The sequence below is a fragment of the Desulfosporosinus sp. OT genome, from assembly GCF_000224515.1.
Lineage (GTDB): Bacteria > Bacillota > Desulfitobacteriia > Desulfitobacteriales > Desulfitobacteriaceae > Desulfosporosinus.
In genome coordinates this window covers 1-19535 of the sequence record NZ_AGAF01000128.1, presented here as the reverse complement: position 1 = coordinate 19535, position 19535 = coordinate 1, and the positions used below count along the sequence as shown (strand labels likewise).

General features: G+C 42.6%; 21 protein-coding genes and 3 pseudogenes. 17 read left to right on the top strand and 7 right to left on the bottom strand.

Going from position 1 to position 19535, the window contains the following annotated elements:
* Positions 1-304 (bottom strand): annotated as a pseudogene (locus DOT_RS12130) (IS4/IS5 family transposase); the annotation flags it as partial.
* 557 nt (positions 305-861) lie between these two features.
* On the opposite strand from DOT_RS12130, the gene DOT_RS12125 reads away from it, so the two are divergent.
* The 9 genes from DOT_RS12125 to DOT_RS12085 all read left to right on the top strand — a co-directional run bounded on the left by DOT_RS12125 (position 862) and on the right by DOT_RS12085 (position 11657).
* Entirely contained in the window at positions 862-1542 is a 681-nt protein-coding gene (locus DOT_RS12125) for a DUF1638 domain-containing protein (protein WP_009618864.1), read from the top strand.
* A gap of 104 nt (positions 1543-1646) precedes the next feature.
* The gene (locus DOT_RS12120; protein WP_242833827.1) at positions 1647-1889 is read left to right on the top strand and encodes a glutamate synthase-related protein; all 243 of its coding nucleotides are present in this window, start codon (positions 1647-1649) and stop codon (positions 1887-1889) included.
* Positions 1890-2308: 419 nt separating this feature from the next.
* Complete coding sequence (locus tag DOT_RS12115; RefSeq protein WP_009618862.1) at positions 2309-3394, top strand: DUF429 domain-containing protein; 1086 nt, start codon at positions 2309-2311, stop codon at positions 3392-3394.
* Positions 3395-3408: 14 nt separating this feature from the next.
* On the top strand, positions 3409-5673 hold the full coding sequence (locus DOT_RS12110; protein ID WP_009618861.1) for a DEAD/DEAH box helicase family protein: 2265 nt from the start codon (positions 3409-3411) through the stop codon (positions 5671-5673).
* A 55-nt stretch (positions 5674-5728) separates the two neighbouring features.
* Complete coding sequence (locus tag DOT_RS12105; RefSeq protein ID WP_009618860.1) at positions 5729-7225, top strand: hypothetical protein; 1497 nt, start codon at positions 5729-5731, stop codon at positions 7223-7225.
* Positions 7222-7884 carry a hypothetical protein gene (locus DOT_RS12100; protein WP_009618859.1) on the top strand — a complete coding sequence of 221 codons (663 nt, stop codon included), beginning with the start codon at positions 7222-7224 and terminating at the stop codon, positions 7882-7884. The genes DOT_RS12105 and DOT_RS12100 overlap by 4 nt, the downstream gene beginning before the upstream one ends.
* On the top strand, positions 7871-10288 hold the full coding sequence (locus tag DOT_RS12095; RefSeq protein ID WP_009618858.1) for an AAA family ATPase: 2418 nt from the start codon (positions 7871-7873) through the stop codon (positions 10286-10288). The genes DOT_RS12100 and DOT_RS12095 overlap by 14 nt, the downstream gene beginning before the upstream one ends.
* A gap of 251 nt (positions 10289-10539) precedes the next feature.
* Entirely contained in the window at positions 10540-11064 is a 525-nt protein-coding gene (locus DOT_RS30445; RefSeq protein WP_009618857.1) for a hypothetical protein, read from the top strand.
* A gap of 116 nt (positions 11065-11180) precedes the next feature.
* Positions 11181-11657 (top strand): hypothetical protein, encoded by a 477-nt coding sequence (locus DOT_RS12085; protein ID WP_009618856.1) that lies wholly within the window; start codon positions 11181-11183, stop codon positions 11655-11657.
* Here DOT_RS12085 and DOT_RS12080 read toward each other — a convergent pair.
* Positions 11637-12524, bottom strand: coding sequence for an IS3 family transposase (locus DOT_RS12080; protein ID WP_009618855.1), 888 nt, complete (start codon positions 12522-12524; stop codon positions 11637-11639). The two genes, DOT_RS12085 and DOT_RS12080, sit on opposite strands and share 21 nt — an antisense overlap.
* Entirely contained in the window at positions 12478-12762 is a 285-nt protein-coding gene (locus DOT_RS31835; RefSeq protein ID WP_009618854.1) for a transposase, read from the bottom strand. Before DOT_RS31835 ends, DOT_RS12080 begins: the two co-directional genes overlap by 47 nt.
* 15 nt (positions 12763-12777) lie before the next feature.
* Here DOT_RS31835 and DOT_RS12075 point away from each other — a divergent pair, with 15 nt between their 5' ends.
* The 3 genes from DOT_RS12075 (at position 12778) to DOT_RS30440 (ending at position 14323) form a co-directional block, all read left to right on the top strand.
* Complete coding sequence (locus tag DOT_RS12075; protein ID WP_009618853.1) at positions 12778-13083, top strand: type II toxin-antitoxin system HicB family antitoxin; 306 nt, start codon at positions 12778-12780, stop codon at positions 13081-13083.
* A gap of 395 nt (positions 13084-13478) precedes the next feature.
* Positions 13479-14069: a hypothetical protein gene (locus tag DOT_RS12070; RefSeq protein ID WP_009618851.1), complete on the top strand. Its 591-nt coding sequence runs from the start codon at positions 13479-13481 to the stop codon at positions 14067-14069.
* A 38-nt stretch (positions 14070-14107) separates the two neighbouring features.
* Positions 14108-14323 (top strand): hypothetical protein, encoded by a 216-nt coding sequence (locus tag DOT_RS30440; protein ID WP_040412010.1) that lies wholly within the window; start codon positions 14108-14110, stop codon positions 14321-14323.
* A 290-nt stretch (positions 14324-14613) separates the two neighbouring features.
* Here the strand turns inward: DOT_RS30440 and DOT_RS31060 are convergent, their stop codons facing one another.
* Complete coding sequence (locus tag DOT_RS31060; RefSeq protein WP_192807815.1) at positions 14614-14850, bottom strand: hypothetical protein; 237 nt, start codon at positions 14848-14850, stop codon at positions 14614-14616.
* A 54-nt stretch (positions 14851-14904) separates the two neighbouring features.
* Between DOT_RS31060 and DOT_RS12060 the strand changes: the two genes are divergently transcribed.
* Both DOT_RS12060 and DOT_RS12055 read left to right on the top strand, forming a co-directional pair.
* Positions 14905-15093 carry a hypothetical protein gene (locus DOT_RS12060; protein WP_009618849.1) on the top strand — a complete coding sequence of 63 codons (189 nt, stop codon included), beginning with the start codon at positions 14905-14907 and terminating at the stop codon, positions 15091-15093.
* A gap of 742 nt (positions 15094-15835) precedes the next feature.
* A complete protein-coding gene (locus DOT_RS12055) occupies positions 15836-16678 on the top strand; it encodes a flavodoxin family protein (protein ID WP_009618848.1) in 843 nt (280 codons plus the stop codon).
* 55 nt (positions 16679-16733) lie between these two features.
* Here DOT_RS12055 and DOT_RS29340 read toward each other — a convergent pair whose 3' ends face one another.
* Positions 16734-16910: a Uma2 family endonuclease gene (locus tag DOT_RS29340; RefSeq protein WP_009618847.1), complete on the bottom strand. Its 177-nt coding sequence runs from the start codon at positions 16908-16910 to the stop codon at positions 16734-16736.
* A gap of 118 nt (positions 16911-17028) precedes the next feature.
* Here DOT_RS29340 and DOT_RS12050 point away from each other — a divergent pair, with 118 nt between their 5' ends.
* Positions 17029-17286 carry a phosphopantetheine-binding protein gene (locus DOT_RS12050; RefSeq protein WP_009618846.1) on the top strand — a complete coding sequence of 86 codons (258 nt, stop codon included), beginning with the start codon at positions 17029-17031 and terminating at the stop codon, positions 17284-17286.
* Between the two features lie 106 nt (positions 17287-17392).
* Here the strand turns inward: DOT_RS12050 and DOT_RS12045 are convergent, their stop codons facing one another.
* Positions 17393-18049, bottom strand: coding sequence for a DUF1638 domain-containing protein (locus DOT_RS12045; RefSeq protein ID WP_009618845.1), 657 nt, complete (start codon positions 18047-18049; stop codon positions 17393-17395).
* A 779-nt stretch (positions 18050-18828) separates the two neighbouring features.
* Positions 18829-18957: pseudogene (locus tag DOT_RS29720) on the bottom strand (preprotein translocase subunit SecA); the annotation flags it as partial.
* Here DOT_RS29720 and DOT_RS12040 point away from each other — a divergent pair.
* Both DOT_RS12040 and DOT_RS12035 read left to right on the top strand, forming a co-directional pair.
* A pseudogene (locus tag DOT_RS12040) lies at positions 18957-19228 on the top strand (preprotein translocase subunit SecA); the annotation flags it as partial. The pseudogenes DOT_RS29720 and DOT_RS12040 sit on opposite strands and share 1 nt — an antisense overlap.
* Positions 19229-19238: 10 nt before the next feature.
* The coding region (locus DOT_RS12035) for a type II toxin-antitoxin system HicB family antitoxin (protein ID WP_050809872.1) at positions 19239-19535 on the top strand (297 nt) is incomplete at its 3' end.

Here is a 19535-nt window from a genome sequence, read left to right as displayed (position 1 = left end):
TTAATCTAGTAAATTCGTGAAACAGTAGTTTCAGTGCTTCTGGACGAATTTTGTCTCTCTGTTGGACAAATGCTGAAGCGGTTGCGGTCTCTGACGAATAGCCCAGCCAATCATATAATTCTTTTGAAAGGCTATTGCCTCCCATGCCTACAAGCATAAGCAGCATAGTATGCAGCGATAATTTGCGTTCGCGTGAAAAGTCTTGCCCTGGTCGTTTCACGCAAGCCGGTAAATCTGCTGTGATTGAGCGTATTGCTTGGTGCAGCGCAGTTCGTACCTGCTCTGGATATGCTTTCTTTTTCATTTTAGAAGGCCTCCTTAAAAATGTCCTCATTTTCAAGGCGAAGCCTTCGATTTTTAATTTATTTGTCAAGTGTTTTTTTACAATTGATAAATTTGATATGTCCACCTGTATGTAAAAGAAAAACACAACCATCTTAATCTGGATGGTTGTGTTTTTCAGGCTTTAACTTAATGACATTGCCCTTAAGGGTCACAGTGAAACCTTCTTCATTTTCCTCGTAGGTGAACTTAAAATTTTCAAAACTCATCGAGACCTCTCCTTTTCTGATGCTATTTTAATTTAAATGAACCTCAACGATTATAAGTCCGCTCCAGGACCACAGGAATAAATCTCCAAAGGGTTTTTTAGGGATGAAAACGCGGTTTATGAAATCCTGAAGATTGTCTCATAGGATATACTAGAGTTTGCTATTGACATGGCAGATTTCCAAATGTATAGTAAAAATTAACAAAATACGTGCATATACACATAATGTACATAACGAATATACAAGCGAAAGATCAATGAACATAGAGCTGGTTCAGGTATTCCAATGAAAGTGATAAGGAGACAATGTTATGACACTAAAAATAATTGCCTGCGAGGTTATGAAAGAAGAACTGCTTGCCGTGGCTTCAGGTCGAAAGATAGAATTCGAGTTTCTTCCCCAAGGACGGCATAATTATCCGGAAAAATTAGGTCTGGAATTGCAAAGTATTCTGGATAGCTTAACCGGCTATTCGCAAGTTGTTTTGGCATTTGGTCTATGCGGCGGCGCGGCAAAGAATTTACGGGCGGGTGACTTTACGTTGAGAATACCGCGGGTACATGACTGCATTCCACTGCTGCTTGGTTCTCAAGCGAGTTTTGAGAAACATCGCTTGGAAGAGACAGGAACATTGTATACGTCATGCGGCTGGACGAATAGCGAAGGGTCTATTGTTGCTGAGTATAATCGCACTTATGAAAAGTATGGTAAAAAAAAGACTACCCGAGTTTTTGCATTGATGTATAGTAGTTATAAGCGCGTATTATTTATCCGAACAGGTATTCCGAATGAAGAAAAATATCTGCAGCGCTCTAGAGAGATAGGACAATTACTGAAATTGGATCATCAAATCACGCAAGGGAATTCAGCATATATTTACAAGTTAGTTAATGGACCTTGGGATGAAGAGGATTTTATCAATATTCCCCCGCACGGAGTAATTAACGAATCATATTTTATGGTCAAAAGTACGCCATTTGCTCTTGAATAAACGGAATAAGAGGGCTGTATTCTCGAAATATCTCTGAGTACCATTTAAAGAGTTCACAGCCCGAGCAGCAAAAGAAGAATGCCTAACTTACTAAAAAACCGCTGGTGATCGAAACTCCCGTAATGATTGGCGGTATGTCCTATGGAGCCCCGAGCAAAGAGGCCAAGACTGCCTTGGCTAAGGCGACTTCCCTTGTCGGAACGGTGATTAGTAATGGTGAAGGCGGCATACTTCCTGAAGAACTGGAAAATTCCTATCGGCAATCGATCCAGGTTCTGGCTTCGCGGATGGGATTTACCAAGAGAAATCTTGAAGTGGCTGTGACTAGGTTGAGTGAAGGTATATGATTGAAGTCCCTCACTTGGTTCCCTCGAAAGCATATGTGCCGCTCTAGGCATTAGCCTTGCGGAATTCTTTACAGAAGAAGAACAGATCTTGGGACCGGAGATCCAACGACTACTGAGTACCGCGAAAAAGCTTTCACCGGAACAAATCGACTATCTTCAGAAGTTGCTGGAATCGCTGAGTAAGGATTGATGTTTGGCTTTTGGGGTACCTATTGGGTACCCTTTTAAAATTTAATCTATCGAGCAGTCATGCTTGCTCGCAAATGGACGTTCCTTGGCATAGTTTTTGAAATATTTGGTGATTGGTGGAAGGAAAAGCGGGAAGTTCGGCGAAAAAGAAAGGTGTGCGTCAAACGTTGTCCATAATGCCAGACTAGCTTGAGGATTGAATTAAAGCCAAGGGTTTTGGGGGTACATAAATGCATTATATCGGAATCGACTTAGCATGGACCTATGCCAATGAATCGGGAATTTGTGTGATCGCTGACAATGGAGAAATCGTCTATTGTGAGTCCAAGGTTTTCAGCGACGAAATGATTGCGGTCATTGTTGAAGAGTATGCCCGGGATGGAGCCATCGTGGGGATTGATGCTCCCTTAATCGTGAATAACGAAACAGGTGCCAGATACTGTGACGGAGCTATTATGAGAGAAAAAATTCATGGTAAAAATCTGTCCGTTTTCACCTGCAGTAAAAGCTTTATGCTCAACCACTTCGGAGTAGTTCGAGGAGAAGAGGTCGTCAAAGCTATTCGAAAGCGGATGCCGGCTTTTGCCCTCACAGGCGACCTAACCGATAAAAAGCACGTGATTATCGAAACTTTTCCCACGGGAATAACTTTAGGGCTTTTTCCCGATGCTTTTCCTGTTAAATATAAAGTCAAACATAAAGTTAAATTTGAAACCACGAAAACGGAGATGGTCCGGATCATTAACCTTGTAAAAAGGTTGAGTGATTGCAATCCCTCCGTCCATAACATAGAAGATTTCTTCAATCATTCATCGAGCATTCAAGCTATGTCTAAGAAGGGGTATAAGAATCTTGAGGACAGGCTGGATGCTTTTTTGTGTGCTTACGCCGCCTATTGGCTGGCCAATCATCAGGGGAAAGTTTTCGGTGACGATCAGGATGGCTTCATTACCATTCCAATTATTGACGAGAATGAAGTCTGCGACGGCAAGTCAGAGATGATAAAAGTCTACAATAAATTGATTCGTGATAAGATACCCCAGATCATCGAGGATAGCGGTAAGAAAGCCATTATCGAAAAGGTTTCGGGCCCAGAGTACCTGGACTTATTAAACGCCAAGTTAGGGGAAGAGCTTCAGGAATATCTGGACAGCCAAAAGGTTGAAGAACTGGCGGATTTAGTGGAAGTGGTCTACGCCATCCTGGATTATAAAGGGGTTTCCCGGCAGGAATTCGAGGGTATCAGACAGCAAAAGGTTGAGGAGAGAGGGGCTTTCCGGGATAAACTCCTGCTCAAAGAAGTTAGCGACGGTTGAGAGGTTGAAGGAAATTGACAGAAAAGATCAAGCAGAAGGGAAGCCTGGGCAGCATCGCCGAAGATCTCTTTGTCGAGCTGTTCTGCGATACCTTTGGTCCGGATCAAGCTGAGTATCTGTTTCTTCAGTATCCGGTCACAGATATTTATGGCCATAGACGCTTCATTGACTTTGCTTTGGAAAGCGAAGACTTAAAAATTGCCATCGAGATTGACGGTGAAACCTATCATAACCCCAACAAGGTTTCTTCTAATAAATATTATGATGACCTAATTAAGCAAAACAGCCTGATCTATCAGAACTGGAAGGTTTACCGCTGGGTTTATAACCAGCTGAAGCGCCAGCCTGAAAAGGTCAAGGACGAACTGCGGATTTTTGTGGGGGAAATACCCTCCTTTAGGATGCTGGAGGACTATCTGCCTAAGCAGAAGGGCAAGGTCATTGAACTGCGGGAGCATCAGCAAGCAGCTTTAGACAGCCTGCAGGCCATGCGCGAGCGAGGGGAGAGTATTGCTCTGCTTTATCATGCTACCGGAACCGGAAAAACTGTGACTGCAGTCAGTGATGCCAAACGTCTGGGAAAACGAACCCTGTTTTTGGCTCATACCAAGGAGCTAATCACCCAGGCTAAAGGCACCTTTGAAGAAATTTGGGATGAGGCAGAGACAGGTTTCTATGTTGCTGAAGAAAAGGCTAAAGACGCTTATGTTGTCTGCAGCAGTATTCAGAGTGTTGCCAGAAATCTGGAAGGGTTCAAACCCGATGACTTTGGCTATATCATCGTCGATGAATGTCATCATGGAACGGCAGATACATATAGGAAGGTTTTGAGTTATTTCAAACCTGAATTTACTCTGGGACTTACGGCTACCCCGGATCGAGCAGATGGGGAGAGCATCCTTGAAGACTTTAAAAATGTAGCCCATAAACTGGATTTGCAGCAAGCCGTGGAATTAGGGGAACTGGTCCCGATCAGGTGTATTCGGGTCAAGACCAATGTGGATCTTTCCACGGTGAGAATCAATGGCATTAAATATTACGCTCAGGATTTGGAGAGCAAACTCTTTGTGCCGGAAAGGAATAAGCTCATTGCAGAAACCTACTTGAATTATGTTAAGGATAAGAAAACAGTGGTTTTCTGTGCTTCCGTACGCCACGCTAATCAAATATCGACGTTGTTTAAGCAGCAGGGTATTAATTGTGAGGCAGTTTCCGGTTCGATGAAATCAGTGGAAAGGTCTCGGGTTTTGGATCAATATGAAAATGGGGATATCCAAGTCTTATGTGCTTGTGACCTTTTAAACGAGGGCTGGGACAGTCCTAAAACAGAAGTTTTATTCATGGCCAGGCCGACGCTTTCTAAGACACTTTATGTTCAGCAACTGGGCAGAGGGATGCGTAAATGTGCAGGTAAGGACTACCTAATGGTCTTTGATTTTATTGATAATGCGGGCTTGTTTAACATGCCCTACTCCCTGCACAGGATGTTTAACCTGAAGGAATATAGGGCGGGTGAGTACGTTGTTGCCTCTCAGAAACAGTTTGAACTGGACAGAGATTTAATCGCCAGAGGGGAAAAGCCGTCTGTTTTTCTGGATTTCCCGGTGAATGCTGCGGATTACGAGCTGATTGATCTCTTTAACTGGCAGGATGAAGTAAAAGGGATGATATCTCAGCTGGAGTTCGTGAGGATGGTCGATGTGCAAACAGAAACCATTGAACGGTACCTGCGTGAAGGAATGATAACCCCTGATTTAGAGGTACCCTTCGGGGATAAACGGAGCTTTAAATATTTTAAGCAAGAAACTGTAGAGAGCTACGCTAAGCAGTACGGCTGGGAGCTGATCAATCCTGCCAATATGAAAGATAAGTTTATGGACATGGTCAGGACTATGGATATGAGTTTTTCCTATAAACCGGTACTACTCAAAGCTATGCTTGAGCATGTTGACGAAAACGGAAGAGTTAGGGTCGAGGACATCGTTAATTACTTCATGGATTTTTATAGGGCTAGAAAAGAGAACGGGCTGGTGGTTGAGAAGAAATCCAGTCTGTACTGCAAAGACGGATATACCCGAAAGGATGTTGAGAGAAATATCTTTAGCAATCCTTTTAAGCGGTTTGAAGATATGCGGTTTATGAGCCGGTGCCGGGATATTGAGTATGTGGAGTTTAATGGGCATGTTTGGAAGAGGATTACGCAGGAAGAAAAGGTCTGGATTGTTGGGCGGTGTGATGAGAGGTTGGAGAGTACTATAGGAAGCGGGTTTAGAGCTTAGATAAAAGTTGTGTAGCTTTATGATAATGAATCGGTAGAAAAGAAGTGAGAGAGATTTGGTAACTGTAAATGCAGAAAATTATTTGCCAGATATGCACATTGGTGAAATCAGGAGAGATGCTGCACCAGGGGTGCGTGGTTTTTTGTTTCAGGATTTGCTTGCTGTCGAAGAGTTGATTAAAGAAGAAACGGAGTTTGTTTGCTCTGAATTTATCGAAGATATCTGTACAGTAACGGACAATGGTGTCCGTATTATTCAATCCAAATATACACCAAAGACAAATCTGGATGTCAAAGCAATTACCCGGGAGCTTTATTATCAATACATCAAGTTGCGTCGGTACGGTTATGGCGGAGACATTATTCCAGTGTTGGGCTTCCACGCAGAAGCGGTAATTATGCCGGACGAAGAGACTGCAAAGCAATATTTGAATCTTCCCACAGGACAAGAGAAGTTTCAAGGAAATGCCGCTGAGATAAAAGCGAAAGTCAAAGAATGTATTGAGGCAGGCACCAAGAAAGATCGGGAAAACAATCTGTTCGCGTCTTTCTATGAACTGGAAGAACTAAGAGACTTTCTTAGAGTGTATAAGATGGAAGAAGTGGGGGAAAGCATCGGTAGTTATCGGAAAGCATTGGGAGAGAAACTCGATACACTCCTTAAAACAGATTGTTGCCCGGTTGAGGATACAGATGATCGGCAAGACCTGCTAATTGCTCTGGCAACAAAGCTGGTTCAAGACCGCTATAATGAACCTGACCAGCCGGCAGACAATCAGGAACTGCTAAAGCACCGCAAGGTGTTGCGCAAAGATTTCTTCGCGGCATTAGGACAAGCGCTGGCTTTTGAACCGTCATTTAATATCGTTATTCGAAGCTTTGTGGATGAAGCATACTGTGAGCTTGTCAATGAGCAATTATCACCTGATAACCACAAACGTTTAAATCGTCTGTATGTCTCCACCAACGAGTGGGTAGAGAATAATTTAGATAGCCCCAGTGGTGTTGTCCAATTGTTGAATACAGTTAGTACTGATTCAAAGTTGCCAAGCGAAAGTGACGGACCGCAGAACCTACGTAATGCGCTATATATTTGTAAAGAAAGAATTATGACTTTCTGTCATCAAATTTGGAAGATTAAACTTAACTTAAGCCAAGATACGTTTAAAGAGTGCTTATTACCTGGAATCGGAGAGTATATCGCATTTTCGTTCCAAAATCATAAAGACTGGTCGAGGCTTAGTATCATCATGAGTTCTATTGGGGACAGTCCACGGAGAAAGATTCAAAATGTGCAGAAGCGGGTACGTGCTTGGAATGAACGGCCACAAAAATGGTATCTCAGAAGTGCTGATGCACGTGGATTTGGCGATTATTCGATCGATGTTGCGCGCATTGCTCCGGAAGAACTGGATGTTACATCAATTTCACCGGAGCGGTTTGCAGTAGAGTGCATGGAATGCATTGGTATTGATGTAGGAAAATGGGCAACTAACGAGAATTGCGCGGACAGTATTTTCTCTGAAAAATGTAAATACGGAGGGAAAACATGAGCGAACAGTATCAGGAGGCTTGGCGCAAATATTTTGCCCAAAATGGCTATCAAAGGCAGATTCAAATGGAAGCAGACGGCTCTAAGAGCCTTTTTATAGAGGAATTCTGCAATGAAGATGGAGTAGTACCAGAAGAATTGAGCGAGATTTACCTGTTATGCAACGAATCAGGGGTTCCATGCGAACTGTTGCTAGTGTTTGACATCAGAGATGGTTGGAAAGAAGATGAAATAAAAACTCTGTGTAGAGCATGGGACGAGCGGATTCTAAGCTTTTTAAACTTCGGCAGCTTGCCCGGTCGGGAGCAGCAGTCGCAATACTTGCTGAAATATAATGTCATGCAAATATTGCTTTCTAATACTGTTACAGCACGCTGTGCCGCTGCCATGTCGGAGGAAAAGAGTACGGATATTTCACGCAAGCTATTTGTCTCAATAGAGAATGGTGACGTGACCGAGTCGGACCTCTCCATGTTGCCTTTCTATTTTGATCAACTGACACAGGATAGTACAGCACCGGAGTCTGAATCTGAGCTGGCGCAGATACTTCCCGGGCGCGATAAGCTGATGTGCCTTTACGAAGCGTACACAACGGAAAAAGCGTTTTCTGAGGAAGACCTGGCAGCAGTAAAGGAGTGGCTGGGCAATGCTAAGAATTAGGGCACTTCACATTCATAAGTTCCGAATTTATCAAGATAAGAAGTTCGTATTTGTCACAGAACATGGAGAAATTGCGCCATTAGTGTTGATTTCTGGAGGCAACGGCAAGGGCAAAACTTCTATTATGGATGCAATAGAATGGTGCTTTACAGGAAATGTGCAGCATTTAAACATACCTTATAAGATGCGCATTAAGGGTGATCGACTGGCAGGGCATAGCCTTGGCTTGCTGCGTAACAAGGATTGCAGAAGGACTGAGGAAACCTGGATTGAACTGACTTTTGAACAAGATGGTACAGAATCGATCCTCCGACGAAGCACTATAAACAATGAATTTGGGTCGGAACGGACGTCTCTATCCATCACACAGGCGGGTAAAACATTTGATGCAAAAGCAACACAAAAATGGCTTGCTGAATGCTTTGATTCTGGAGACAGACCTTTTGCTGATTTTTTCTATAAGTATTTTATTTGTGATTCTCAGAAAGCAGAAGATTTTCGCTTAAAAAGCCGAAAAGACATGACGGCGGAATTTGAGGACTTTACACTCGAACATTCTGAAGCAAAGCAAGTGCTTGCTAATCTGGAACAGTTGCAAACCCAATTGGAGACTCAAATAAGAGATTTGCAAGTTAATAAAACACCCGAAGAAAAACTTGCACAGATGGAACAGGAGCAGCAAAGCTTTAAAGAGGTCGAACAGATTCCAGCTTATGCACAACGAGCTAGCTATTCAGGCGAGCGGCTGGATGTGGATCATTTGAGTCCGGAGGAACAGGAAACACAGCTTCAAGCACTTATCGCCGGAGGGTATCATGCTGCCACAGAGTGGTTGAATGAGCTTGTACTGTTGCGACGTAGGCTGATGGTAAAGGAGCAGTTTGTAGCCCACAAAGTAGATATTCAGCAGGCAATCAGAAAAAAACTGTACGACTCAAATACGCTGCGTACCCTAGAGGAACAGAGAAGGAAAATAACAGAACAGCTCCAGGGTCTAACTGATCAAACTCTGGAACAGGCCGGCAAATTTGCCTTAGAGCTGAGGTGCGCTGAACTGACACAAGCCGACTGGCAGGCGCGCTGGGGAGAATATTGCGGCCTGAATGACGACTGGCGCAAGACAGAATCCAGCTTTGAGGACTGTAAGAAGGGCGATGAGCTTCTGATCGCATTTTCACGGCTGGTGGGTGTCCGGACACAAATTAATGACTATCGGAAGAAACATAAAAAATGTCCATTGTGCGGCGCGGAAGAGCCTTTTGCATCTGAGCCAGCGGAACAACTAGCGTTGGAAGCCGAGAACTACGTTAAAGCCCATGATACCCAAAAACTAGCGTTGGAAAAACAGGTAAAAGAGGAAAAGCAGCTGTGGAGAAACTGTCAGATTCGTCTGATCAAGGATCTGAAAGATGTCCTGAAAGCATCGGAAAAAAGATTGTATGACGAGCTTGAGACGGATAAAAAAATGGTAGAGATGACTGCTTTGTTCTTTACGCAGATTGCGGCACTTCATTTAGATCCAGAGCAGTTTGCCGACCTTATTTCGCTTGAAACGCACGATGGATTTGCGGGAATAGATGTGGGCTCGATTCGTAAGCAGGAGCAGAGAATTAATTTGCTGCTGACCTTCCTAGGCTATTCCGATTTAGAACAGATTGCTACTGAGCCGCAGACAGTGAGGGAAGCTATTCGCCCGCTGGCGCAAAAAGTCCCCATAACGTTTGTCTTTGAAGAACTGGATGTAAGAGAGAAAATTATATCGCTACGACTTCACAAAGGGAATCAACATCTGGCGGAACTTACAAGGAATCTTGAGGAAATACGAAAGCAGAACAGTACGCTAGATGTACAAATTCAAGAAAAGACAGCGTTACAGGGTCTGGTTAAAGAAAGAGCGGATGTACTCCGGGGAAGGCTTAACCAAATGAAGAACGACGAGGTTAAAGGCGTTGCTCCCTATTTATTTCGCATTTTTAGCAAACTGGTTAGGCACTCAACCCTTGACGGCTTTCAGCTACAGGGCAATGATGCAAGAGCGACAGATACAAAACTGACTTTCACGGATGAAAATAATAACCCAATTTTAAATTTAATTAGTGATGGACAGTTAGGTGCGTTTATGCTGTCGTATTTGTTGGGCAACGCGTTTCTGCGCAAAGATATGGGTAACTTCCATTGCTATTTTGTCGATGATATAACAAATAGCATGGACGATATTAATCTTGTCTCTTTTATAGATCTTATTAAATATCAATTGGCCAAGAGCAGAAAAAGGGATGGGGAAAATACCGCAATACAGCAGTTCTTCTTTTCCACCTGCGACGGAAATATGAAGCGGATGTTCCAGTATAAGATGGATGGGTTTGAGATTCCTGTTGTGCTAATTGATCTGGATATACAATAACTATATTTGCGAGCACGTTATGTCTATGTTTGCCCCCAATAATACTTTACAATCAACAACAATATCGAATAATATCTGTCGGGCAATGTGAGTATAGTTGTTTTTTAATACCTAAAGAGATGAAAACTCTGTTAACAAAAACTTGCGCCATTTAAAGTGGAGGGAATTAGTCTACTTAGTATCCATATACCCTGGTCGTATACACCCAATAGAATTGAGATATCTGAGATATATTTCGCTCATCAATCTGTTTGGCAGACGAATTTGAGGAACGTCTAATTCATTTTAAGGCAGCCCGGAAACTCCACAAAAGTTCAAATGCACCATACTTCTTGTGTGCGAAAACTGTAAAACAGTATATCGATACAATTCCAGAACCGTACAATAAAAGGCTAAGCGATTGTTACTCAGCCCTTTGTGAAGTTACTCATCCTGCGTCCAGATCAGTCCAGAATTTTTTTAGTGAATCCGAAAATATCATTGTCATTAAGAAAGATATGGATTTCCACAATATTAATGACTTTTGTAGAGATTACTGCGATATTCTTTATTATTTACTACAAGTTGTAATTAATCATTCCCTAGTCAGTCTCAAATTAATAAACCACCTCCCAGTTGAAGAATTACATACCACTATTGGAAAAAATAAACAAGCGGAAGATGAGTTCTTTGAAATATTGACTGGCTGGAATGAATTTAAATGCTCTTTGTGCATGTATTATAAGTCATTTTATCCTTTACATGACAGCGTATTACTAAAATATGAGAGTATATAAAGTAGTAACCAGACTTCGGGAATATGCAGGACGTTATATAAAATCGCACGGGGCCGCCGCGTACTGCGGCGGATAAACTTAATACAAAGCATGTCGAACAAGCATATTCTTATGCGATGCATAGTGAGATTAAAGCACTATATTATGCTTTGTGTAATGGAAAGGAATTCATCTTGTACCATGTAAGTGATTATAAACCAATATTACATTTTGATATAAAATTATTGCCGTATTACTGGGGTGATCTAGTAAACTTATTGTCACCAGGAAAATTATTTGAGAATAGCAAGCGGGACTTAGATAAGGATTTTGGATTACATTTAAAGCGGCTGGGATTTGATGGTTTTAGGGGATTATATTTTCTAGAAGTGCCAATAGCGGGCATTTCAAAGTTAAATAATGATTTATATACTTTCGGTACTAATATAAGTCCAGATGAATATAGTGGCTCGGATGTAAAGACAAAAATAATCAAAAAGATAATGTACCAGATATTGCCTATTAGTAGTGCTCTTTTTGCAAGAGCAAAAATATTGAACTTTGTGATAGGTAGTGGTCTACCTGGTGTAGGTCTACGCACTCATTTGCAGTAAAGCAGGATAATAAATATATGCTGGTGTCTCGTAATTCAAAGCTGAGTGTAATTTCACAAAGTTATATTTGTGGATAAATTCTCCGATTTGTTTTCTGGCGTCCTTGATATGTTCATAATCCTTAAGGTAGACTTCATCATATTTAAGTGTCCTAAACCAGCGCTCGATGGGTATGTTGTCAGCCCATCTACCTTTACCATCCATGCTGATTTTACTCTTGTTTTTGATAACAAAATCAATATATTCATGGCTTGTAAATTGGCTGCCCTGATCGGAATTTAATATCTCTGGTGTGGCAACGGCATAGGCCATCTTTAAGGCCTGGATAACCATTCGTGTGGATAGCGTGTCATCCAGCTCCCAGCCGACGATGCACTTGCTGTGCCAATCAATGATGGCAGTTAAGTAAATGAATCCTCGTCTTAGCTTGATATAGGTAATATCGATTGACCAGGCCTGATTCGCTCGGCTGATGACAGCATTACGTAGTAGATAAGGGTAGATTCTATGTCCCTTTGCGGGCTTGGATAGGTTGGGTTTCGGATAAATTGCCTCAATGCCCATCTCTTGCATATACTTCCTTGTTTTGAGCCTGCCAATCTTAATGCCTTGTTTTTGCAACGTTTTAGATAGTTGCCTTGAGCCCCAAGATGGGCTTTCGGTATGGATTGCATCAATTTTATGCTTGACCATTATTTCAAAGTCAGAAGGCTCTTTTGGTGCGTAATACACGCTGGTTCGGTTGACGTCTAAGAGCCCTGCAACGGTGGATAAGGGTAGCGGTTTCTCGTTATTTTCAATGTTCTTATGATCCTTGATTTCAGCCTTTTGGGCGTGGAGTAAACCGACTCTCCCAGTCAGGTCCAAGAATTTCTTCAGATTTTTTTTTGAGCCAATCGACTTGTGTAGTCAATTGACCAACTTTTTTATATAAGCTATCGTTTTCCCGCTCCTGATCCTTAACTTTCTCCTGCAATACCTTGTCCTTTTTGTTATCAAATACATTGGCTGCATTAGCCAAAAATTCATTTTTCCAGTTCCGCAGCTGGTTAGGCGCTATTTCATGGGCGCTGGCGATTTGGTTTAGTTCCTTTTCGCCTCGCAATACTATATTGGTTCAGTGCATTACAGCACAGAAGACGAGATTTTCTATGGCAAGATTGAAGGCATAAATGATTCAATCAGTTATGAAGGCAGTAGTGTCAGTGAACTAAAGTCAGCATTTGAAGAAGCGGTTGAGGATTATCTTGAACTGTGCAATTTGAACGGTAAAGAACCTGAAAAGATGTATAAAGGTAGCTTTAATGTAAGAATAACCCCTGAGCTTCATAAACAAGCAGCACAAAGGGCCTTGATAGAGGGCAAATCATTGAATCAGTATGTTGAAGAAGCGATAGAACAGTATTCAGCGAAAGAACAAAAATGAAGAAGAACTGTTGTTTTCCAAAGAATTGTTCCCTTTGTTACAGATGAAGAAAAGGGCAACGGTGTGGATGGTATGCAAACAAAGTGATAGATATTGGCAAAGAAGTGTGCGAATAACTTCGCCAGAAAGACTTGCAAAATGGGTAGGTCTTTCTTATTTAAGCTATGTTTAATAATAGTGTTGATATTGTAGCGATTATTAAGTCAGCTGTCAGGCAGGAATTCGGCCGAAAATGGAAAAATTGTAGCTAGGCTACTTGACGCAATGTTCTTTATCATACGCAGAAGGAAGAGTGTTCTAATTTAGTGAATAATTAAATAAATTTGGAGGGGTTACAATTACTACTCCTGTATGTCTTATAATAGATAAGATTGATTGGGAGGTATCCATCACCCATGAGAAAAATAAAAAAACGGAAATTACTTGTTCTACCAGTCTTTTTTGTAGCTTTAGTAGTAATAGTAATTAGTGTTTCTGATTGTTTAAACAATCCAAAATTGGGTAACTCTCAGGGGAAAAATGACCAGGTACAAGTGCAAAATCAAAACAATGTATCACTAAATCAAGATGTAAAGCAACTTGAAAAAGGGCAAGAAAAACTGAATACTGATTCATCTTCTAAACTAGCCGCACCATTTAGACCCCTTGCTGAAAAGTTGTTAAAAAGTGATTTTCTTGTCTTTTTACCTGCATATCTTCCTTCAGCTGAAGGATGGGAATGGTCACTCAAACTGGAAACGAAGAAGAATAGTTTTGATATAGAACTCGACAAGCATGGGGGTGTGTATAGTGGAACACTTTCTGGTAACGTCGGGCAGCCTCCTGAATCGCCACTTAAAAACCAGTTCGAGAGTGAAAATAATAGAATTACCTCTATTAACCTTCCTAATGGAATAAAAGGCAAGGAAATTTTTTTCCGCAGTATCCCCATGTTGATAACAGTAATGCAATCATTTGGGAAAGTGGTAATTGGAGTTGTTGCGTAACGGGAGAACCGGTTGATGGTCCTTTCAGCACTGTTGATTTGGCCCATCAAATCGTCAATGCCCTTGGTAAAAACGACCAAATTCTTTCAGGTCGCCCCGGAAAATTGTATTTGTTCTGTGCTCCCGCTGGTCCGTGGACACATATCTATTGGAAAGTTAACAATTCTACGTGGTACAGTCTTGATTGGAAAGGGGATCCAAAAGAAGCCATCCAGGTCTTAAGTAGCATGGTGTATATAGGTGGACGGGAATGAGAAATGATCAAGGAAATAGCAATCCAATATGAACACATACTCCACCTCGTTCGGATGATTCTAAAAGTGACATTTTGCTGAAAAATTCTGATCTTTTTAGATGAGGTATCGCTAAAACAAAAAAGAAACCCCACAACCTATTTAGGTTACGGGGTTCATCTTTCACTAGAATTTCCCTAAATTTCTTTGAGCCTTATACAGCTATGCCTTCCCCAATTGTCAATGACAATCCGATTAAGGTTACACCTATGTCAGGCATATGGAGCAAGGTAGCTTTTACAGTACCACTTTTATTTGGTTAATCTAGGAACAGGAAGAGCAATCCTATGACAGGGTAATGCTTGTATCGAACCCCCCTGTTCCCACGTATCCGGAACTTTTAAAGATAGCACCCGCAGACGATCCATATCTTGTAAGCTGATTTGACCCAGGTAGATAATAACCGTACGCGCCGCCGCCTGTCCAAGGGTAGAAAGCATTGCTTGAATGTCCGCATACGGCGACAACTGGGAGCATGAAATTACCATTCGAGGGACAAATACTGAGTATAATAAAACCTATCCGGTTTGCTTAATTGCTTAATGGGGGAAGGTAATGCACCACCGGAAGATGTGGGGGGCATTCCGGGATACGTAGAATTTTTGAAAATCATGGCAGATCCGAACCATGTTGACTATGAAACGATGCAGAAGTGGGCTCAGAGTCAATGGTATAGAAACTTTGATATGGAATTAATCAATAAAAGGTTAGAAAATATCTTGCGTGTATAGTGATATTAGTTGATGGAATAATATGTGATCCATGGGAGTAATACAGGGCCCAATGTCATAAGAAAGGTGCTCAGCAGGGCGATGATGAAGAGTTAATTGTTTCACGAACAAATCAGGCCGCCTCGTGTTATGAGGCGGCCTGAGCCCTGGAATAGTCAGGGATAAGTTCCATCATTTTGTCTGGAAGATTATGCTATAATAGTTGCAACAGGTTGTCGAGGGACGGTTGGCCACACCTTTTTAGAAAGGGGGTGGTAGGATGATCTCAATGGTTGAGGCGATGTATCTTATGATTGCATTTGCTACACTCATTGTTATGATCATGAAGAAGAAATAACCGCCCCTGCCAAGGACTGCGGTTATTTCTTATAACCTCTGATTCTGGCTAACCGTTCGGTTAGACAATCTGCCGGGCTGGCGTGCTAGCAACACGTCAGTCCTTAACTAATATTATATCCATAGATTGTAAAATATGCAACCGGTCACATAGGGTAAAGCTGAAGAGATAAAAAAATACAATGAAGCAGCTGAACGAATTATGGATGTTGTGGATTCATTCAGTGCGGCACTCAATAGAATGTGACGTGATCGTTATCATACATCAATTGAGTGTTCAGAGCCGGAAGTTTTTAGACATGCTGCTGAAATTCGGCGTGAGTAGGGTATTGAGCTGGAAATTAGTCCGGATATTAGCGACGATGTTCAATTCGATACGGAACCGATAATTGAGGAGGGGCAGAGAATGAAGAAGATCTTAGGTTTGATAGCTTCCCAACGTAAACTAGCCAATGGAGAGATTCTGACCAAAGAGGTGGCGGCAGCGGCGGGAGACGATTGTCAACTGGAATTGTTAAGGCTGGCAGATTTGAAGTTGAACATGTGCCGCGGGTGTTATGCTTGCCTGACACCAGGTAAGCAATGCCCAGTGGACGATGACTTATATTTTCTGGTAGAAAAGATTAAAGCCGCAGATGGAATTATACTTGCCGCTCCTTGTTATGCTCTTGGTCCTGCAGCTGTGACCAAAGTGCTGGGTGATCGTATTATCGCTCTGGCCCAATTGATCGATGATTTGTGGTGTAAGCCTTGTGTAGTTATTGCCACCGCAGGAATCGAGGGTTGGGAGGGTTATACTATGTCGGCTCTTAATGCGATGGCCAGATTTATGGGCTTTAAACTTAAAGACAGCCATATGTTCATGGGAGCTTTACCTGGTGAAGGAATATTAGGAGAAGGAGCTTTGTTCAGAGCAAGAGAGATGGGTCAGGCTCTGTTCGGGCCAGCCCGTCGGGCTGGGGAAGGTGAATGTCCCACCTGTTGGTCTCAAATTTGGAAGTTTCCTCAGCCCGGAACTGCGGTTTGTCCTATCTGTGGTCAGACTGCCAACCTAGTTCCAGGGGAAAATGGTATTCAGTGGGTATACGGCGATTCAAGTAGCATGTTTAACAAAGAGCAGTTGAAGCATCACTTCCAGGGATGGCTGCGCAGCAAGGTGCAGGAATTCATTTCCCGCCGCAAGGAGTTGGCAGTAGTACGAGACCGTTATAAAGGGAATGAACCCTGGCTTATTCCTCCCAGGGATTAAATAGTGGGAAATCACCTTTTGGTAGATTCTCGGACTCCTGACAAACGGTAGTGTCTTAATTTGGTGCAGGAAAGGCCTTGCACCGTTTACCCTTTAGATAAGTATAAAACTCACCATATAAATTTCCGACAATAGCTTGGTGTTGGGATGAGGGAGCTGGTGTCAGATCGTAAATTATATTATCAATACGTTCCCAACGTTCAAACTCGAATTCCAATGGTTTTTCTTCCAAAAATAACACCTCCATTGTAAAATGGTACCATAGTCTAGTTGGTTTTAAAAGGCGAATTAGAATTTGAATCAGCCAACACAATGTTTCTTAAGCGTCGAGGGAAGGTGTGTGACTAAAAATGGAAGACAGAGTACTATTCACTTTAAATCATATTTTACAAAAGAAGAAGAGAAAGATAACCCTGGAGAGCCGTTTGCGGGAAGACTTATTTGTGGATTCTTTAGATATGTCGATGATTATTGGAGATCTGGAGGATGAATTCGAGATAACCATTACTGATGAGGAGTTTGCAGATGTGGTTACCGTTAATGATATTGTAGAAAAACTGAAAGCAAGAGGTTTATCCGATTACCGATCGATTATAAATTCGGTGTGATTTCATAACCTTTCTGAGGGGAGGATATTGTCCGTTAGCGGGCGATCCGAAGAATGCAAAAGGCTGGAGCAAAAAATATGCTTCCAGCCTTTAACAGCTTTCGTTCCTAGGATGTTCTGTCTTCTTCGCTCAAAGCACTAATTAAAACCTCTTTTAAGCGTTCCAGTCCCACTGCCCGAGCTTCCAGTGGTATAGAAGCCCAGTCGGAAAAGTCCAGAATCTCCTCAACATGGTCGAGCGCATATTCATCAAAAAAGCCTATCGGGTCCAGCATGATTCCTCCCCCGGTATACTGGGGAAAATTTTCGTTGGCATTAGCTTTATCCCAGCCTTTGAACACCATATCACGGTATTTCAGCCATCCTGGGGAGCAGAACCAAACCTTTTGGCCATCAGCCAGACTATCCCTCTCCCGTCCATCAGCCAACATATCTAAGCAGTTTTCTACATCGGTTCGAGCAATGTAGTAACCGTCTTCTCTAACTTCATCAATAACGGTATCAATCGTTCGATAAGAATCCCGCGTATTAATGTAACAATACTTGCCACCATAGACGACAATGATTTTTTTAGCTGTTTGTTTGGCTGCTTTCAATTGCCTTTGTAGCTGAACTTCCAATTCGGCTGGAACTTGGTGAAGTCCCGGTGCAGTATAGATGACTTGAGCATCCAAAAAACCGGTCTCCTTGAGATAATTCAACTCAGGAATCATCGTTCCGCAGGCTACAATAGCATAGTCACGAAATGAAATCTTTCTTGTCAAGTCAATTCCCCCTCTTTTTCACTGATCTTCTCTTCAGGTTTGAATCTTTATCCAGCTAAGGCTTGTTTCCTGTCCGTTTTTTCGGGCCGGTGATAGCGTTCGTTGAATTTTATAAACAAGCTGCAGCCTGCCCTTGGAGACTACCCCCCATACCTAGGCTGGGTACTATGGTGGAATTATATCATTTTTCTTCCGCAAATCAAATATAAGAGGCTGTTCAAAAACCACGGTTATATTTCAAAAGTGGCACACCAATGGAAGATTCATGAGCCAAGATGACTTCATAGGGATGGACAAGGAAAAAATGAAGCTCATGGGAACAAATCAGGCCGCCTCGTGTTATGAGGCAGCCTGAACCCTGGAATAGTCAGGGATAAGTTTCATCATTTTTCCTGGAAGATTATGCCATAATAGTTGTAACAGGTTGTCGAGGGACGGTTAGCCACACCCTTTTAGAAAGGGGGTGGTATGATGATCTCAATGGTTGAGGCGATGTATCTTATGATTGCATTTGCGACACTCATTGTTATGATCATGAAGAAGAAATAACCGCCCCCCGGCCAGGATGGCGGTTATTTCTTATAACTCCAATTCGGGCTAACCGTTGCGGTTAGACAATCTACCGGGCTGGCGTGCTAGTAACACGTCAGTCCTTATTTAATATTATATCCATAGATTGTAAAATATGCAACCGGCTCAATATACAGTGTTCGGGAATGAAGACAAAAGAAGGAGGTGCCTAAAGAACTGAGTGCAGTTCAAAAGGCGCCTCCTTTTCTGATGATACCACTTTGGTCTTCCACCGTCTTCTGGAGATCCTCGTTCTCCTGCAGGGCTTGGTCTTTTTCCTGCAAGGCCCGGTCTTTTTCTTGCCGCGTCTGCGTCCGTTCATTGACTGCTTTCCTGATCGCTCCAACAAAGCTCATCCGCCAAGGGCTATGAGAGGATGAAAGCGAACTTCATTAATACCTCGCTCAAGGTCAGGGCCAACCATATCGCCTTCCTCTGTGAAAACCTGGATAAAACCATTAAGGAAGTAAAGCATGAGCTGCTCCAAATCGCCCCCAATGACAAGGAGACGTATATCACTTATAAGAATAAAGTTTACGATCTTTTGAATGTGTGGCTTAAGGACGAGACGTGAGCAGGCAAGCTCGTCCCGGCGGAGATACGCAGTAAGGAAGGGTGGATGATGAAGAGGAAATATGTTTTCCCGGCCATTATAGAGCGGGATAAAATAAGCGGCAAATATACGGTTGTTTTCCCGGACCTGCCGGGCTGCGCCATCGAAGGGGAGGATTTTATCCAAGCTTATTACTGGGCCGGGCCCAGGCTGGGGTTTCATTTATGTATGATGGACAGAGAGCATGAGCACATCCCCGAAGCTTCGGATACTTCAGGCTGGGAAATCGCGGCGGACGCTGTTGTTGTTCCGGTAGCGGCCGATCTGCAGGAGTACCGGCGCTTGTACGGTCCCAAATTCGCC

Coding starts and splice junctions, on each gene's coding strand:
- DOT_RS12125 (WP_009618864.1), top strand. CDS start 862: ATGACACTAAAAATAATTGCCTGCGAGGTTATGAAAGAAGAACTGCTT.
- DOT_RS12085 (WP_009618856.1), top strand. CDS start 11,181: ATGCATAGTGAGATTAAAGCACTATATTATGCTTTGTGTAATGGAAAG.
- DOT_RS12050 (WP_009618846.1), top strand. CDS start 17,029: ATGGAAGACAGAGTACTATTCACTTTAAATCATATTTTACAAAAGAAG.
- DOT_RS12100 (WP_009618859.1), top strand. CDS start 7,222: ATGAGCGAACAGTATCAGGAGGCTTGGCGCAAATATTTTGCCCAAAAT.
- DOT_RS12055 (WP_009618848.1), top strand. CDS start 15,836: ATGAAGAAGATCTTAGGTTTGATAGCTTCCCAACGTAAACTAGCCAAT.
- DOT_RS31060 (WP_192807815.1), bottom strand. CDS start 14,850: ATGGTAATTTCATGCTCCCAGTTGTCGCCGTATGCGGACATTCAAGCA.
- DOT_RS12070 (WP_009618851.1), top strand. CDS start 13,479: ATGAGAAAAATAAAAAAACGGAAATTACTTGTTCTACCAGTCTTTTTT.
- DOT_RS12115 (WP_009618862.1), top strand. CDS start 2,309: ATGCATTATATCGGAATCGACTTAGCATGGACCTATGCCAATGAATCG.
- DOT_RS12095 (WP_009618858.1), top strand. CDS start 7,871: ATGCTAAGAATTAGGGCACTTCACATTCATAAGTTCCGAATTTATCAA.
- DOT_RS12060 (WP_009618849.1), top strand. CDS start 14,905: ATGGGGGAAGGTAATGCACCACCGGAAGATGTGGGGGGCATTCCGGGA.